Consider the following 15,415-nt stretch of genomic DNA (forward strand, 5'->3'; position numbering starts at 1 on the left):
GGCTGCTCCGGCACAGGGGGGAGTTGCGGGGGCCCGGGGTAAGGTGCCCGAGGGGTGGGGCGACGTCTGCGCCTCGTACGGCTGGCAGCAAGTCTCCCAAGCCTTGACACAGCGTGTTCCGCATGGCTGTAGGGTTTCGGGCGGGGACTGGGAGCCTGCTGCGGTGGGGGGTTGCCTGTGTGAAAGCTTGTGAGGGTGGGTCGAGGCGAGGGCTGTCGAGGCTGCGTGGGACGGGATGGCTCCGGCTGAGTGGCGCAGGGCTGCTCCGGCACAGGGGGGAGTTGCGGGGGCCCGGGGTAAGGTGCCCGAGGGGGCGACGTCTGCGCCTCGTACGGCTGGCGGCGAGCCTCCCAAGCGTTGACACAGCGCAAGCCGTATGGCTGTAGGGCTTCGGGCGGGGGCTGGAAGCCTGCTGCGGTGGGGGTTGCCTGTGTCAACACTTGTGTAGATGAGCAGGCGAGGTGCTTCCGGTTGAGTACCAGGGGTGAAGATCCCCGTCGGCAGGCGGGCGAGCCGGCGGAGCACCTAATATTGGAAAAACAGGAGGAGAACGGATGATCGGCGCCGAATAGATGATCTGGCCGGCAGAGGGGGGAGGTAGCGTGCGGATTCCGGGGCGGCTCAGGGTGATGCTCAGGCCGCGGGAAGTACTTGTGCCCGATGCCCTCTGGCGTGACCGCACCCTGAGGGAGGGGGCCAAGTATTTCTGGTGCATGCTGCGTCTGATGCGGGACACGCGCCTGCCTGGCCGGTGTCTGGTCGTCACGTTCGGCGAACTGCGCAAGGAGACCGGGCTAAGCCATAACAGCATCCGTCTGTACTTCGCCGAGCTGCAGGCTGCAGGGTGGCTGAAGGTCATCCGCATGAGTCGGAGCAAGCTTCAGGTAGAGATTCGCTGGCCCCGGGGTCCGCACTTCTTGGTCCTTCCTGAGGACATCCTAAGGGACCGGGAGCTCCCCCACGCTGCACGGTGGATCTGGGGGGTAATCCGCAGGTTCGGGCGCCAGTTTGACTACCTTCAGTTGAAGGAACTGACGGGGTACAGCCACAACACCCTCACCCATCACGTGAGCCTGCTGCGGATTCGGGGATGGCTGGAGGGCGACGACGGCTACTGCGCGCGCCGCAAGCAGTTTCGGCTCACCGCTGCCAATCCGCCCGAGGCGAGGCGCCAAGCGGAGTTGGCGCAGTTTCTCAAAGCAGCCGAGCGGGCGGAGAAGACGGACCGCTATTCGTGGGGCCAGTTTCTGATGGAGCAGATCGTCGCCCTCGTTACGCAGCTGCCCGTGATCCGGAACGGAGCTGCGAGCTGGCTGGTAAACGACGAGACAGGCGCGTGGCTGGAATACGACGTCCTGCTGCACGGCCGCAAGACGGCCTTCGAGTTTCACGGCCCGCAGCACGCAGGGCCCACGGAGCGCTTCCCCGATCCCGAGGTGGCCGCAGCTCAGCAGCGGCGTGACCAGTTGAAGCGGGAGCGGAGCAGGCAGGCGCGGTTCCGGTGCTACGAGATCTGGGCCCAGAACCTGAGCTTTCCCGTGATCACGGACTGCCTGAGGCGGGCAGGGGTTGCCCTGGCACCGGTTCCAGATGAGAAGCGGTACGTGTATGTCCTGCTTGAGTATTACAGTGAACGGTACCGCATGGCGGCGCAGCAGGGCTCGCCTGCGTCTCGCGGCGCGGCTGTGTAGGGGCGGTGCCTGTCACGTCGGACACGGGCAAGCGGGGGTACGGAGCGGCAAGCAGGGTTTTCGTGCCTGCGCGAGGTAGTACCCATATTCAAGACTTTGTGGGGAGGGCACCCGTAGGGATGTTGACCAAGGAGCAGGTGTGGGAACTGGCCAGGACCGTTCACCCGTACGGCGTCAAGGTGCGACGTGACCTCCATCAGAACCCTGAGCTCTCCTTCTGCGAGCACGAGACGCACCGGTACTTGGCGACGGCACTGCAAGAGCTGGGATACTCGTTCCGGGCCGGCCTCGGCGGGGGAACGGGGCTGCAGGTGGTGATCAGGGGTGCACGCCCCGGTCCCGTGGTGGCCCTGCGGGCCGACATCGACGCCCTGCCCATTCAGGAGGAGACCGGGCTGCCGTTCGCCTCGCACCGGCCCGGCGTGATGCACGCGTGCGGCCACGACGTGCACACGGCGATCCTGCTGGCCACGGCGAAGGCGCTGTGGTCCATCAAAGACGAACTGCCCGGGCAGGTGGTACTCATCTTCCAGCCCGGCGAGGAGAAGAACCCCGGTGGCGCGTCGCTCATGATTCGCGACGGCGTGTTGGATCAGCCGAAGGTCGACGCCATCTTCGGCCTGCACGTCGAGCCGTTCCTGGAGGCCGGCCGGATGGCCTTCGGGGAGGGGCCGATGATGGCAGCGCCCGACGAGCTGCGGGTGACGATCGTCGGACGCGGGGGGCACGGGGCCACACCCCACCTGACTGTTGACCCGGTGCTCACCGCCTGCCAGGTCATCACCGCGCTGCAGCAGGTGGTGGCCCGCAACGTCAACCCCTTCCAGCCGGCGGTGGTTACCATCGGGATGATCCAGGGCGGGTCCGCCCACAACGTGATCCCGGACGAGGTCAGCTTCGTCGGAACCGTTCGGACAATGGACCCGGAGCTGCGCCGCCTGATGCCGGAGCGGATCGAGGCGGTGGTGCGGGGGATCTGCGCCGCGGCCGGGGCATCCTACCGCTTCCACTACGAGCACGGCTATCCCGTGCTGGTGAACCATCCGGAGATGACGGCGCTCGCCCGGCAGGCGGCCGTGGACGTACTGGGCGCAGACAAGGTGGAGCAAATGGAGCCCTCGATGGGCGGTGAGGACTTCGCCTACTACCTGGAACGGGTCCCGGGCACCTTTGCCCGCCTGGGTGCACGTGCCCACGACGATGCCGCACCGTACGGGTTGCACACGTCACGACTCATGGTTGACGAGTCGTGCATTGCAGTTGGTGTGGCGTATTATATACAAGTAGTGCAAAACTTCCTGACGACTGGCAGCGTGACTCCCTGACCGATTTCCACCCACAGAGGGGGACCGAGTATGACGCAGCAGCACCGGATTGCATCCCTGTCCGACCGCGCCGCCCGTGAGCGGGAATATATGGAGCGCTACGGTCTCAAGGTCCTGATCAACTGCCTGTCCGGCGGGGTCGACTCTTCGGCGGCGGCTGCCATCAGCAAGCAGGCGGCGCCGGATGGAACGGTGGCGCTGATCCTGCCCTGCTCCACCGAGGAGGAGCTCGAGGGCGAGCGCCTGCAGGACATCGTCGACGCCGAGCGGGTGGCGCGGCACCTGGGCATCCCGGCCGTGACCATCAACCTGAGCGACCTGTGGGACATGGCGGTGACGCTCTACTCGGCCGCGGCCCGGGAGCTGGCGGCCAAGGCCGGCCTGCCCCTGGAGGAGGAGCGGCTCCAGTGGGCGATCAACAACCTGAAGCCGACGCTGCGCATCATGACGGCCGGCTTCTTCGCCGACGCCTTCCGCGGCCTGATGGTGGGCACTGGCAACGGCGTGGAGTACTTTCTCGGGTACTTCTCCATCCGCGGTGACGGCATCTCCGACCGGCAGCCAATCCGGGACTGCACCAAGGCTGAGGTCCGGCGCCTGGCAGCTGAGGCCGGGCTGCCCGATGACCTGGTCAACCGGGTGCCGACCGCCGGGCTCTGGCCGGGCCAGACCGACGAGGGTGAACTGGGCTTCAGCTACGCGGACGCCGACCGGCTCCTGGTCTGGCTGCTCGAGCGGCACCTGAAGAGCCCGGTGCTCAGCACCACCCTGACGGTGCTCGAGGAGGCTGTGGAGGCGATCCTGGCGGACCCCGACCTGCCCGTCCAGCCCGAGGTCGCCCGGCGCATCATCGCACAGAACCGCCGCACCGAGTTCAAGCGCCGCCCTGGCGACCTGGAAGAGATGCTGAAGCGGCGCGGCCTGGTGTAAACAGGCTGGCGGCAGCCTGGTGCGTGCCGACCCGCGGTGGCCGGCTGCCGTAGCTGGGCCACTTCCAGCAGCGGTCGCAGCAAGGTAAAGGGGGCGTGCGTGTGCTTTGGTGGACGAGGACGCGGCGCAAGGAGAGCCCGTTGGCCGAGGCGCAACGACGGCTCGTCATACCCGAGAACATCTACCGTCGGATGATCATCCACTGCTATGAGGAGCGGCCACTGGAGGCGTGCGGCCTCCTGACCGGCGCGTCCGGATACGTGGCCGCCGGTTACGCCACGGACAACCAGGAGCGCAGCCCCGTCCTGTACCGGGTGGACGACCGCCAGTTGCTGACCGCGGTGGAGGAGGCCCATCAGAAGGGTCAGGAGGTCGTGGCCATCTACCACTCTCACGTGGCCAGCGAGGCGGTGCCGTCCCGCACGGACATCGCCCAGGCCACCTGGCCCGAGGCCTTCTACGTGATCATCTCACTTAAGGCCCGGCGCCCACGGGTGCGCGCCTGGCGCATCGTGGACGGGCAAGTGTCGGAACACCTGGTGGTGCTGGCGCGGCACGTCGACGGCGAGTGGTTCGACCTGCGGCAGGCGGTCCGCAGGGCAGGCGGATCTGTCTGAGGACAGCAGAGGGAGTTTGTCATGGCGGCGCAGCGGCTGGTCATCGGGCGGCGGCTACTTCAGCGGATCCTGGAGCATTGCCTGGAGGAGAAGCCCGTGGAAGCCTGCGGCATCCTGGCCGGCAGGGATGGCCAGGTGCGCGCCGTGTTCGCTACGGACAACGCCCGGAACAGCCCGATCTTCTTCGAGGTGGAGCGCGAACAACAAGAAGAAGCTCTGCGGCGCATCGCTGTGCAGGGGCACGAGTTGGTGGGCATCTACCACTCGCATCCCACGGCACCCGCTGCACCGTCGAGCTACGACGTGGAGCAGGCGGTCCACTACCCGGATGCGATTCGGCTGATCATCTCGCTGAACGGCCCGGCCAGCATCGGTGCGTATCGCATCTGTGGCGAGCGGGTGGAGGAGGTGCCCCTCTTCATCGGCGACGGCCCGGGAGGGGAGTTCTTCGACCTGCGCGCCCGCTGGCGCCAGCGGCGGACCTGAGGCGCGCGAACGGCGCCCCGAAGGCGATGAGCCCTCGGGGCGCCTGTCGCGTCACCATTCGTCCGGTTCTACTCCGCCGGTTGCTCGCCAGATCCCTCCTCCGGCTCCGCAGAAGGCGGCTGCGGGTTGACGATCAGCCGGTCGACCACGTCGGCCATCGCCGTCTCGTCGGGAATCCAGATCCACCCCCGGGGGTTGTGGGGGTCATCGTAACCCGGCAGGGTCTCCATCTGCACGTTGTCCAGGTCTGCGCGCATGGCGCCCAGGGCCAGGGTGAGGGCGGTCGTGGTGTCGATGTCGGTGTCCACGTAGGCCAGTCCGGTACGGATCACCTCAGGCAGCTTCGTCAGCGACTGGGTCTGCCTGGCTTTTCTGGCCAGGGCGACGAGGAACTGCTTCGTGCGCTCCGTGCGGCCGATGTCGCCGGTGGCGCCCCGGTAGCGGACGAACTCCAGGGCCCGCTGCCCGTCCAGGTGCTGCGGCTCCTCCGACGCCGTGAAGTTGATCAGCAGCGGCGGGTCGGCGTAGGGATCCTCGTAGTACATGTCCTGGTCGATGACCAGGTCCACGCCGCCCAGAATGTCCACTACCTGCTTGAACCCTTCGAAATCCACCCGCACATAGTGGTCGATCTTCACACCCAGCAGTCGTTCCACGGTGGCGACGGTGACTTCCGGCCCCCGCTCGCCGGCGTAGGCGTGGGCGTGGGCCAGCTTGTCGGGAGAGACGCAGTAGTCGCTGAGTCCGGTGCAGTCGATCTCCACCAGGGTGTCACGCGGCAGCGAGAGCAGGGTGAGCAGGCCCTTACGGGGGTCGAGGTGGGCGAGGACCACCACGTCGGTGCGGGTCTTGCCTTCGTCGAGCCCCATCAGGAGCACGTTGACCGGCGGCGCGAGGTACCACGCCCCCGCCGCCAGGCCACCCAGGAGCAGGACGACGACCACCACGATGATCATCACTACGCGAAAGCCCTTGTGGCTCCTGTCTGTCACGGTCAAGTCCCCTCTCCGTCCGATGCGCGTTCTGTACATGCGTTGTGTGGAATCGGGTGTAACTTCCGGAGTACAGTTGCGTCGTCGTGACTCGAAGCCAGACGTCACGGCCCTTCATATGGTAGCACCGTTCCGCTGCGTGGGAGTACGGCGGTGTCACGCGGCCACAGTGTGGGAGGCGCGGCAGCGGTGGTTCGGTGCATGGGAGTACGGCGGTGCCATACTGCCAGAGCGTGGGAGGCGCGCCAGTGGTGGTACGGTGCATGGGAACAGGGCGGTGCCGCACTGCCAGAGCGTGGGAGGCGCGGAAGCGGTGGTACGGTGCATGGGAGTAGGGCGGTGCCATACTGCCAGAGCGTGGGAGGCGCGGAAGCGGTGGTACGGTGCATGGGAGTAGGGCGGTGCCATACTGCCAGAGCGTGGGAGGCGCGCCAGTGGTGGTTCGGTGCATGGGAACAGGACGGTGCCGCGCTACCACGGCCTGGGAGGCCCGGCGGCCCTGCTGAACGGTTACGGCGGGGAACATCGTCTGAACGCCGTGTCTGCGGGCACGGCGTCATCGCTTGTCCCGCCGGCTCCGCGGATTGCCTGACGGCCTTGCGGCGCCGGAGCATCGGCGGTCCCCCTGCGCCGTGGCCCGGAACAGCGCCCCACTGCTCCGAGGCTTTGGCGGCCCCGCGGTTCCGGTGGCTCCTCCGCGTGCCGCAGGACCCTGGAGCAGGCCGCCGCGGCGTCATGCGCCGACGGCGCCCCGTGCCCGGCAGCCACGGTCCCACGGTTACTGAAAACATGGCTCGGTTGCCACCTGAGAATAGCATGTGACCTGTGGGAACTTCAATGGCGAAATCCGGCGATAGGGCAGGACTGGGCCGTTCGGACCTCGAACAGAACCGCGGGGTTAGTTGAGCAGTCACAGAGGTGGTGGGCATTTGCGAATTCTCGGCATCGACCCCGGCACGGCCCGGATGGGCTACGGCGTCGTGGAGGACGCAGGCGCCGGGCGGGAGCGGGCGGTGGCGTACGGCTGCCTGGAAACGCCGCCGGACATGCGGACCGAACTGCGCCTGCAGGTGCTCTACCGGGGCGTTGTGGACCTGCTGCTGGAGCACCGGCCCGACGTGCTGGCCGTGGAGGAGCTCTTTTTCGGCCGCAACGTGACCACCGCCATCCACGTGGGCCAGGCCCGCGGCATCGTGCTGCTGGCCGCGGCGGACAACGGTGTGCCCGTGCGGGAGTACACCCCGATGCAGGTCAAGATGGCCGTCACCGGATACGGCCGGGCCGACAAGATGCAGGTCCAGCGGATGGTACGGGCCCTGCTCGGCCTTCCCGAGATCCCGAAGCCCGACGACGTGGCGGATGCTCTGGCCGTGGCCATCGCAGCCCTCCACGGCGAGAAGTTCACCTCACGGTTGGGAGGTCTGTCGTAGCATGATCGCTCACTTGCGCGGCGAGCTCGTCAGCGCCACTGCCGATTCCGTGGTCATCGACGTGGCGGGGGTCGGCTACCGCTGCCTGGTGCCCGCCTCGACCCGGTCTCGCCTGCCGGCCGTGGGGTCGACCGTGCAGCTTTACACATCACTGCAGGTGCGCGAAGACGCCCTGACGCTCTACGGTTTTCTCACCCCGGCTGAGCACGACCTGTTCGGTCAGTTGCTCCGCGTGGACGGCATCGGCCCCAAGGTGGCCCTGGCCGTGCTTTCCACCACCGACCCCGAGGCGTTCCGCCGGGCGGTGCTCTTCGAAGACATCGACACCCTGTGCCGCATCCCCGGCATCGGGAAGAAGACGGCGCAGCGGCTGGTGCTGGAGCTGAAGGGGAAGGTCGACCTGCTGGGTTCACCCTCCGGGGTGCCCGGGGCCACGGGGGCCGCGACTCCGCCCCAGGGGGACGTGTGGGCAGAGGCGGCCGAGGCGCTCTGTGCGCTGGGGTATACGCGCACCGAGGCGATGGAGGCCCTGGCCCGGGCCCGCGGCGAGGCCGGCGACGCGCCGACCGTGGAGACCCTCGTGCGGCTGGGGCTGAAGCAGCTGTACCGGGGTTAAGGCGGCATGGCTGACGGACGCCGCCTCAGAGTCCCCTGACCGGCTGGGTGCGAGTCAGTTGTCCCGGGGTCAAGGCGCCACGAGTGGCGGGCGCCGCCTCGGAGCCCCTGTCCGGCTGGGCCTGAAGCAGCTGTAGCGGGGTTAAAGCGGCATGGTTGACGGACGCCGCCTCAGAGTCCCCTGACCGGCTGGGTGCGAGGCAACTGTACCGGGGTGAAGGCGCCAGGATTGACGCACGCGCCTTCGACCCCCCCGTCCGGCTGGGGCGGAAGCATGAGTGAGGAACGGGTCCTCGGCGGCTCCCGTCCGGAGGGGGCTGAATCAACTCGACCGGGGGTAAGGCGGAATGAGTGAGGAACGCTTCCTCTCCGGCCACAAGCGGCCGGAGGATGTGCGCATCGAGGAGACCCTCCGCCCGCAGCGCCTGGCGGACTACCCCGGCCAGGAGCGGGTGAAGGAGGAGCTCTCCATTTACATCGCCGCGGCCAAGCAGCGGGGCGAGCCCCTGGACCATGTGCTGCTCTACGGCCCGCCCGGGCTGGGCAAGACCACCCTGGCCCACATCATCGCACAGGAGATGGGCGTGAACCTGCGCATCACGTCCGGGCCCGCCATCTCCCATCAGGGTGACCTGGCGGCGATCCTGACCCAGCTCTCCGAAGGGGATGTCCTCTTCGTCGACGAGATCCACCGGCTGAACCGGCTGGTGGAGGAGACGCTCTACCCGGCGATGGAGGACTTCGCCCTCGACATCATCCTGGGCAAGGGCCCCAACGCCCGCACGCTGCGGCTCGACCTGCCCCGTTTTACCCTCATCGGCGCGACCACCCGCTACGGTGCCCTTACGTCGCCGCTGCGGGATCGGTTCGGCGTGGTGATGCAACTGCAGTTCTACAGTGTCGAGGAGCTGACCCAGATCCTCCTGCGGTCGGCCCGCATCCTGGGCGTGAAGCTCGACCCGTCCGGCGCCGAGGAGATCGCCCGCCGCTCCCGGGGGACCCCCCGGATCGCCAACCGGCTGCTGAAGCGGCTCAGGGACTACGCCCAGGTGAGGGCGGACGGGGTGATCACCCGTGCGGTGGCGGACGCGGGCCTGCGCCTGATGGAAGTCGACCCCATGGGGCTCGACAAGGTGGACCACAGGGTGCTGCGCGCCATCATCGAGAAGTACGGCGGAGGTCCGGTGGGGCTCGACACCCTGGCCGCCGCCACCAATGAGGAGCCTGAGACCATCGAGGACGTGTACGAGCCCTACCTGATGCAGATCGGGTTCCTCCAGAGGACGCCGCGGGGGCGGGTGGCCACTCGCAGCGCTTACGAGTACCTGAACATCCCCTACCCGGGTCAGTCCGACAGCGGGAGCACCCAGGCCCGGCTGTTCTGACCACGCTCGAGCGTTTTCCGCCACTTCCCACTGGTGTGGCCCCCCGTTTTCGAGGGGCTCACTTCGTATTACTTTGGCAGACGAGAGGTGACGGAGTTGCTGCTGACCTTTCTGCTGAGCCTCTCGGACAGCGCCGACGGCCCTGGTCCTTCCCTGGCCGAACGGTTGCTCGGCCCGGCGAAGGCGGGCGACAAGGCGGCGCGGGAAGAGCTCATCCGAGCCTATACGCCTCTCGTGCTGCGAGTGGGCAGTCAAGTCTCCGGCCGGTACCTCACCGTTGGCCAGGACGAAGAGGTATCGGTGGGCCTTCTCGCCCTCAACGAGGCCATCGACCGGTTTGATCCCGCCAAGGGCAGCGCGTTCATCCCGTTTGCCGAGCTGGTGATCAAGCGCCGGATGATGGACTATTACCGTCGGCAAAAAAGCCGGGTGGAGGTGCCGCTCAGCGACCTCACCTCGGAGGACGGCGAGGGCAACCCGCTGCAGGGCGTCGAGATGCGGGAGGCCATCGCCGAGCACCAGCGGCAGCAGGAGGCGGAGGAGCGCCGGGAGGAGATCGCCCGCTACGCCCGGCGGCTGGCCGAGTTCGGCATCCGCTTCAGCGATCTGGTGGCGGTCTGCCCCAAGCATGCCGACGCCCGGGCCCGGGCCGTGGGCATCGCCCGCACGGTCGCCGCCGATCCGCTCCTGTCTCAGCACTTGCTCACCCGGCGGGAACTGCCGCTGAAACAACTGGAGGACCGGGTCGGCGTGAGCCGCAAGACTCTGGAGCGGCAGCGCAAGTACATCATCGCGGTGGCGCTGCTCCTGCTGGAAGACTTTGTTCACCTGCGCCACTACATCGCGGTCTAGGTGCACGGGGAGGCATCGCAAATGCAGAAGGGCATTCTGCTGGAGGTGGAGGGGAGGACCGGGATCGTGCTCACCCCGTCGGGCGAGTTCAGGCGGGTTCCCCTGCCTGCCGGCCACCCGGCGGTGGGCGATGAGATCCCCGTCCCCGAGGCCGGCGCCTGGCACAGCTTCTTCAGCTGGACCTGGGTGGCGGCCGCGGCGGCGGTTCTCCTCATGCTGCTCGTGCCCACAGGGTACTGGCACTGGACCCTCGCGCAGCCGGCCGCGCTGGTCATGATCGACATCAACCCGTCCATCCAGCTCACCGTGAACGGCCGGCGGCAGGTCGTAGCCGCGGAGGGGCTGAACGCGGACGGTCGGGAAGTGCTGGACGCCATCCAGTGGCGGCGGCAGCCGGTGGAACAGGTGGCGGGAGCGATAGCGGCCCAGGCGGTGGCCATGGGCAAGCTGAACCCCGCCGCCGAGGAGAGTGCCGTGGTGATGGCAGTCGCCCCGCTGGAGGGCAAGGTGCTCCGGCCCTCGCTTTCGCAGGACATCGTGGAGCGGTCGCGCACAGCCCTGCATGAGGTGGTGGCCGAACAGGCCCAGAGCCTGGGCGACGAACCCCGGACCGGGGTGGCGGTAGTCCAGGCCACCGCCGAGGAGGTGGAGGAGGCCCGCAAGCAGGACCTCACGCTGCCGCAGTTGATCATCCTTGAGGAGATTCAGGCCGAGCACCCGGAGGTGACGTCTGACGCCATCCGGGATCAGGCGCCAGGGAAGTTCCTGAAGGAGCTGGGCATCAACCCCAGCGAGCTGCTCAGCCGGGCGGAGCAGCGGCGCAGTGAGGCGACCGCTGGTAAGGGCGCCGGCAAGGGGGACGGCCAGAACGCCGGATCCGGCGAGGGCAGCAAGGGCAACTCCGGGCCCGGCGGCAAGATCAACGCCGACAAGGGCAACCCGGGCAGCAACGGTAAGAGTCCCGGGAACCCCGGCACCCCGGGGAACAACGGCAAGGGGGGCCCCGGGAACTCCGCGAACCCGGGGAACAACGGCAAGGGGGGCCCCGGGAACTCCGGCACCCCGGGGAACAACGGCAAGGGAGGCCCCGGGAACCCCGGCACCCCGGGCAACAACGGCAAGGGTGACGAGGGTGGCCAGGCCAGCCCCGGAAAGGGTAACCAGAGCAACCCTGGCACGCGCAACCAGAGCAATGCGGGTATGGGTGTTGTAGAGCCCCGGGGCAGGGATGCCCTGAACAACCCCGCCGGGAGCCGTGAAAACGACCCCCGCCAGGGGAGTGAGAACGAGCGCACGCAGGGCAGTCAGAGCAACAGCGGCCGGGGAAAGCAGAGCAACAGCGACGGGTCCATCGAGGCCATCTACCGCAGCGACACCTCCGGATGGGGCGACCGTGACGACGAGCAGGGCGGGCGCGACCGTCAGCGCACGGGCGGTTCCCGCGGCGGAGGCGAGCACACTGACCCTGCCCGGGGATGGCCCTCGTACTGGGGTAACGCCATCGGATACTGATGGGGGCCGGCATCCCGGCCCCATCGCCGTTTCCAGCGGGAGGAGAAAATCTGTATTGGGGCGAACCATTTAGCTACAGTTTTTCTCAACTCGACAGGAAGGCGGTGGCCTCAGTGCGAATATCCTCCGCCATTGCTGTGGCACTGGCAGGCGTGCTCGTCCTCGCGCCCCCGGCGTTCGTGCCCGGCGCAGCCCCCTCCGCGGCCGCGGAGGAGATCGCGGAGGAGATGGCACAGCAGGTTCCCGGAGAGAACTGGGGAACGGCTCCGCAGTTTCCACAGGGAGCTTCCGGGGGCGGCTCGAACGAGCTCCCCGGAGAGGCACCGGCGGAGAGTCCCGCGGAAACGACAGGAGGAACGCCCGGGGGCGGTTCCGGTGAGACTCCTGCGGGGGAGGCTCCCGGAGATGCACCCGCGGAGACTCCGGACGAAGTTCTGGAGGAGACGCCGGAGGAGGTTCCGGGGCAGGTGCCGGACGAGGCCGCCGGCCAGGTGCCCGCGCCCCCGCCTGACACCCCCGTGCGGATCGGGCTGGCGTGGGGTCAGACCGCAGCCTGGGTGAGCAGCACGGCCGGCCTCTGGGTCGTGGTGGACGGGACCCTCCATGCGGAGGTGCGCCCCGGCGCCGTGGTGGGCCTGCACGCGCTGGACGGCGGGGTGTTCGTGGATGCCGTCCCCGCCCTGTTCACCGACCGGGTCCGTCTGGTCCCCAAGCCGCCCGGGTATATTAGCTTCCAGGGCCGGTCCTATCGGGGCGAGATCGAAGCGGTGCCCACGGCCGGGGGCAGGCTGTCCGTGGTGAACGTCGTCAACCTCGAGGAGTACCTCCTGGCGGTGGTGCCCGCCGAGATGGAGCCCAACTGGCCGGCCGAAGCCCTGAAGGCCCAGGCGGTCGCTGCCCGGACCTACACCCTGGCGAACCTCGGCAAGCGGAGCGCAGACGGCTTCGATCTGCGCAACACCACGGATGATCAGGTCTACCGGGGCATCCAGGATGAGCGGCCCAGCACCACGGCCGCCGTCCTCGAGACCAAGGGCCAGGTGGTCACCTACGAGGGCCGGTTGATCGCGACCTACTACCACTCCTCGTCGGGCGGCCATACGGAAAACAACGAGAACGTCTGGACGGGCGGGACACCGCTGGGTTACCTCCGCGGGGTGCCCGACTTTGACGACGTGCCCGGCAACAAGTACACCTCGTGGAGCTACGACTTCACCATTGACGACTTCAGCCAGGCCCTGCGCCAGGCCGGCTTCCCCGTCGGCACGGTGACGGCGGTGGTCCCGGGGGCGCCCGGAGCGAGCGGCCGCCCGACCACCTGGACGGTTGTCGGCACTGAGGGCACGCGCACGCTGACCATGCAGCAGATGCGCACGGCCCTCGGCCTCCCCGCCCCGCCCAGGGAGATCGCCCTCTCCGGCCCGGACTCGCCGGCGCCGGAGCCCGAGCCCGGCACGGGACCGGACGCTGCGACCCCGCCGGGTTCCGGCACCGTGGCTGAGCCGGGTTCCGGAACCGGGGCGGACCCCGGGACGCCGCCGGGTTCTGGCACCGGGCCGGGTTCTGGAAGCGGACCGGACTCTGAGATCCCGCCGGATGCCGGCAGCGCGACCGGTCCGGGCCCCGGAAACGGGTCTGCCCCCGGAAGTACGCCGGGTTCCGGTACCGGGTCCGGTGCTTCGACTGGGCAGAGCCTCGGCGGCGGGCCGAACCCTGCATCCGGACAGACTCCGGGGCCCGCACCGACCCCGCAGCCCGAACCCGAGCCTGAGCCTGAGCCCCAGCCCCAGCAGGCCCTGGTGGCCGTGCTGGGCGCCGACGGCATCCCCAGAGTGCGTCCCATCGCGGGCAGCCAGGTGCTGGGTGCGGGCGGGGTGACGGTGACCCTCACCGGCCCGGCCGCAGTCGCCAGCCGCGACGGCTACGCCGTCCTCGGGGTGCTCCCGCGGCCCGGGCGGACCGGGTCGACGCCCTCGTCCCGCGGCGACGGGGCTGACAGGGATGGACAGGGTTCCACCTCGGCGCCGGGAGCCACGGCAGGTTCCGGCGGTGCGTCCCAATCCGGGGCTACGTCCGGTTCCGGTGCGACGCCTGCATCCGGAGCTACGTCCGGCTCCGGTGCCACGCCTACATCCGGGGCTACGTCCGGCTCCGGTGTCGCGCCTGCATTTGGGGCTACGTCAGACTTCGGTGCCGCGCCCGTACCCGGGCCCGCGTCCACCCCGGGTGCGGCATCCGACCACCCGTCGACGCCCACCCCGGGAACCGCCTCCGGAACGGGGCCCTCGCCTGAGCCCACGGCCGGCCAGGGTGTTACCCCACCTCCGGAGTCCGCGTCCGGTTCGGGCGGATCGGCGCCCCGGGCCGAAGCCGCCCCCACGGGGGTCACGGTCACGGGGAGCGGGTACGGCCACGGCGTCGGCCTGTCCCAGTGGGGCGCCTACGGCATGGCGCTGCAGGGGAAAACTTATGTTGAAATCCTGACCCACTTCTATACCGGTACAAAGGTGGAGACCCGTTAGCGTGCGACTCGAAGACTTTGACTACGACCTTCCAAAGGAACTGATTGCCCAGACGCCGGTGGAACCGCGGGACGCGTCCCGTCTGATGGTGGTGGAGCGAAAGAGCGGTGCGATTCAGCACCGCTACTTCCGCGACTTGCCCGAGTTCCTGCGGCCCGGCGACGCCCTGGTGGTCAACGACACCCGGGTGATGCCCGCCCGCCTGCTCGGCCACCGCGAGAAGACCGGCGGTGCGATGGAAGTGCTGCTGCTCAAGCGGTTGAGCCGCGACCGGTGGGAGACCCTGGTGAAGCCGGGCAAGAAGGCCCGGCCCGGCGAGCGGATCATCTTCGGCGACGGACTGCTGGTGGGCACCGTGGTGGAGCCCACCGACTTCGGCGGCCGGGTGATCGACTTCACCTACGAGGGCGTGTTCGAGCACCTCCTGGACCGGCTGGGCCAGATGCCGCTGCCCCCGTACATCCACGCGCAGCTTTCCGACCCCGAGCGCTACCAGACCGTCTACGCCCGGGAGTGGGGGTCGGCGGCGGCGCCAACGGCCGGCCTGCACTTCACCCCTGAACTGCTGGAGCGGTTGAAGGCGCAGGGGGTGGAGATCCACAAGATCACCCTGCACGTGGGGCTGGGCACCTTCCGCCCGGTGGAGGTGGAGGACCCCACCCAGCACAAGATGCACAGCGAGTTCTACAGCGTGTCCCCGGAGGCGGCCGAGGGCATCAACGCGGTGCGGAGGCGGGGCGGGAGGCTGGTGACCGTCGGCACCACCTCCGTGCGCACCCTGGAGACCGCGTCGCAGCCGGACGGCACCGTCGTGCCGGGGTCGGGCTGGACCGACATCTTCATCTACCCCGGCTACCGGTTCAAGGTGGTCGACAGCCTGATCACCAACTTCCACCTGCCCAAGTCGACCCTGCTGATGCTGGTCTCCGCCCTGGCCGGGCGGGAACTGATCATGAAAGCCTACCGCGAGGCCGTGGAGATGCGGTACCGCTTCTTCAGCTTCGGGGACGCCATGCTGATCCTGTAAGACGGCGCCCAAACGTGCCGTTTTTCTGGCA

General features: G+C 68.7%; 13 protein-coding genes. 12 read left to right on the top strand and 1 reads right to left on the bottom strand.

Annotated elements, in window-relative coordinates:
- Positions 1-602: 602 nt before the first annotated feature.
- The 5 genes from AB2385_RS12395 (at position 603) to AB2385_RS12415 (ending at position 5,049) form a co-directional block, all read left to right on the top strand.
- On the top strand, positions 603-1,691 hold the full coding sequence (locus AB2385_RS12395; protein ID WP_367655324.1) for a hypothetical protein: 1,089 nt from the start codon (positions 603-605) through the stop codon (positions 1,689-1,691).
- Between the two features lie 119 nt (positions 1,692-1,810).
- The gene (locus AB2385_RS12400; protein ID WP_367655325.1) at positions 1,811-3,016 is read left to right on the top strand and encodes a M20 family metallopeptidase; all 1,206 of its coding nucleotides are present in this window, start codon (positions 1,811-1,813) and stop codon (positions 3,014-3,016) included.
- A gap of 30 nt (positions 3,017-3,046) precedes the next feature.
- A complete protein-coding gene (gene nadE / locus AB2385_RS12405) occupies positions 3,047-3,946 on the top strand; it encodes an NAD(+) synthase (RefSeq protein WP_367655326.1) in 900 nt (299 codons plus the stop codon).
- A 101-nt stretch (positions 3,947-4,047) separates the two neighbouring features.
- Positions 4,048-4,563 (top strand): M67 family metallopeptidase, encoded by a 516-nt coding sequence (locus AB2385_RS12410; protein ID WP_367655327.1) that lies wholly within the window; start codon positions 4,048-4,050, stop codon positions 4,561-4,563.
- Between the two features lie 21 nt (positions 4,564-4,584).
- A complete protein-coding gene (locus AB2385_RS12415; RefSeq protein WP_367655328.1) occupies positions 4,585-5,049 on the top strand; it encodes a Mov34/MPN/PAD-1 family protein in 465 nt (154 codons plus the stop codon).
- 68 nt (positions 5,050-5,117) lie between these two features.
- Here AB2385_RS12415 and AB2385_RS12420 read toward each other — a convergent pair whose 3' ends face one another.
- A complete protein-coding gene (locus AB2385_RS12420; RefSeq protein ID WP_367655329.1) occupies positions 5,118-6,041 on the bottom strand; it encodes an LCP family protein in 924 nt (307 codons plus the stop codon).
- A gap of 929 nt (positions 6,042-6,970) precedes the next feature.
- Between AB2385_RS12420 and ruvC the strand changes: the two genes are divergently transcribed.
- From ruvC to queA, 7 genes are all read left to right on the top strand, one after another.
- Positions 6,971-7,471 (top strand): crossover junction endodeoxyribonuclease RuvC, encoded by a 501-nt coding sequence (ruvC, locus tag AB2385_RS12425; protein WP_367655330.1) that lies wholly within the window; start codon positions 6,971-6,973, stop codon positions 7,469-7,471.
- 1 nt (position 7,472) lies between these two features.
- Positions 7,473-8,087 (top strand): Holliday junction branch migration protein RuvA, encoded by a 615-nt coding sequence (gene ruvA, locus AB2385_RS12430; protein WP_367655331.1) that lies wholly within the window; start codon positions 7,473-7,475, stop codon positions 8,085-8,087.
- Between the two features lie 346 nt (positions 8,088-8,433).
- Positions 8,434-9,471, top strand: a complete 1,038-nt coding sequence (gene ruvB, locus AB2385_RS12435) for a Holliday junction branch migration DNA helicase RuvB (RefSeq protein WP_367655332.1) — start codon at positions 8,434-8,436, stop codon at positions 9,469-9,471.
- An 87-nt stretch (positions 9,472-9,558) separates the two neighbouring features.
- Positions 9,559-10,323, top strand: a complete 765-nt coding sequence (gene sigI, locus AB2385_RS12440; RefSeq protein WP_367655333.1) for an RNA polymerase sigma factor SigI — start codon at positions 9,559-9,561, stop codon at positions 10,321-10,323.
- A gap of 21 nt (positions 10,324-10,344) precedes the next feature.
- On the top strand, positions 10,345-11,835 hold the full coding sequence (locus AB2385_RS12445) for an anti-sigma factor domain-containing protein (RefSeq protein ID WP_367655334.1): 1,491 nt from the start codon (positions 10,345-10,347) through the stop codon (positions 11,833-11,835).
- Positions 11,836-12,302: 467 nt separating this feature from the next.
- Positions 12,303-14,357, top strand: a complete 2,055-nt coding sequence (locus AB2385_RS12450) for a SpoIID/LytB domain-containing protein (protein WP_367655335.1) — start codon at positions 12,303-12,305, stop codon at positions 14,355-14,357.
- Between the two features lies 1 nt (position 14,358).
- Entirely contained in the window at positions 14,359-15,384 is a 1,026-nt protein-coding gene (gene queA, locus AB2385_RS12455; RefSeq protein ID WP_367655336.1) for a tRNA preQ1(34) S-adenosylmethionine ribosyltransferase-isomerase QueA, read from the top strand.
- The last annotated feature ends 31 nt before the right edge of the window (positions 15,385-15,415 follow it).

It is taken from the genome of Symbiobacterium sp. (assembly GCF_040797425.1).
GTDB lineage: Bacteria > Bacillota > Sulfobacillia > Symbiobacteriales > Symbiobacteriaceae > Symbiobacterium.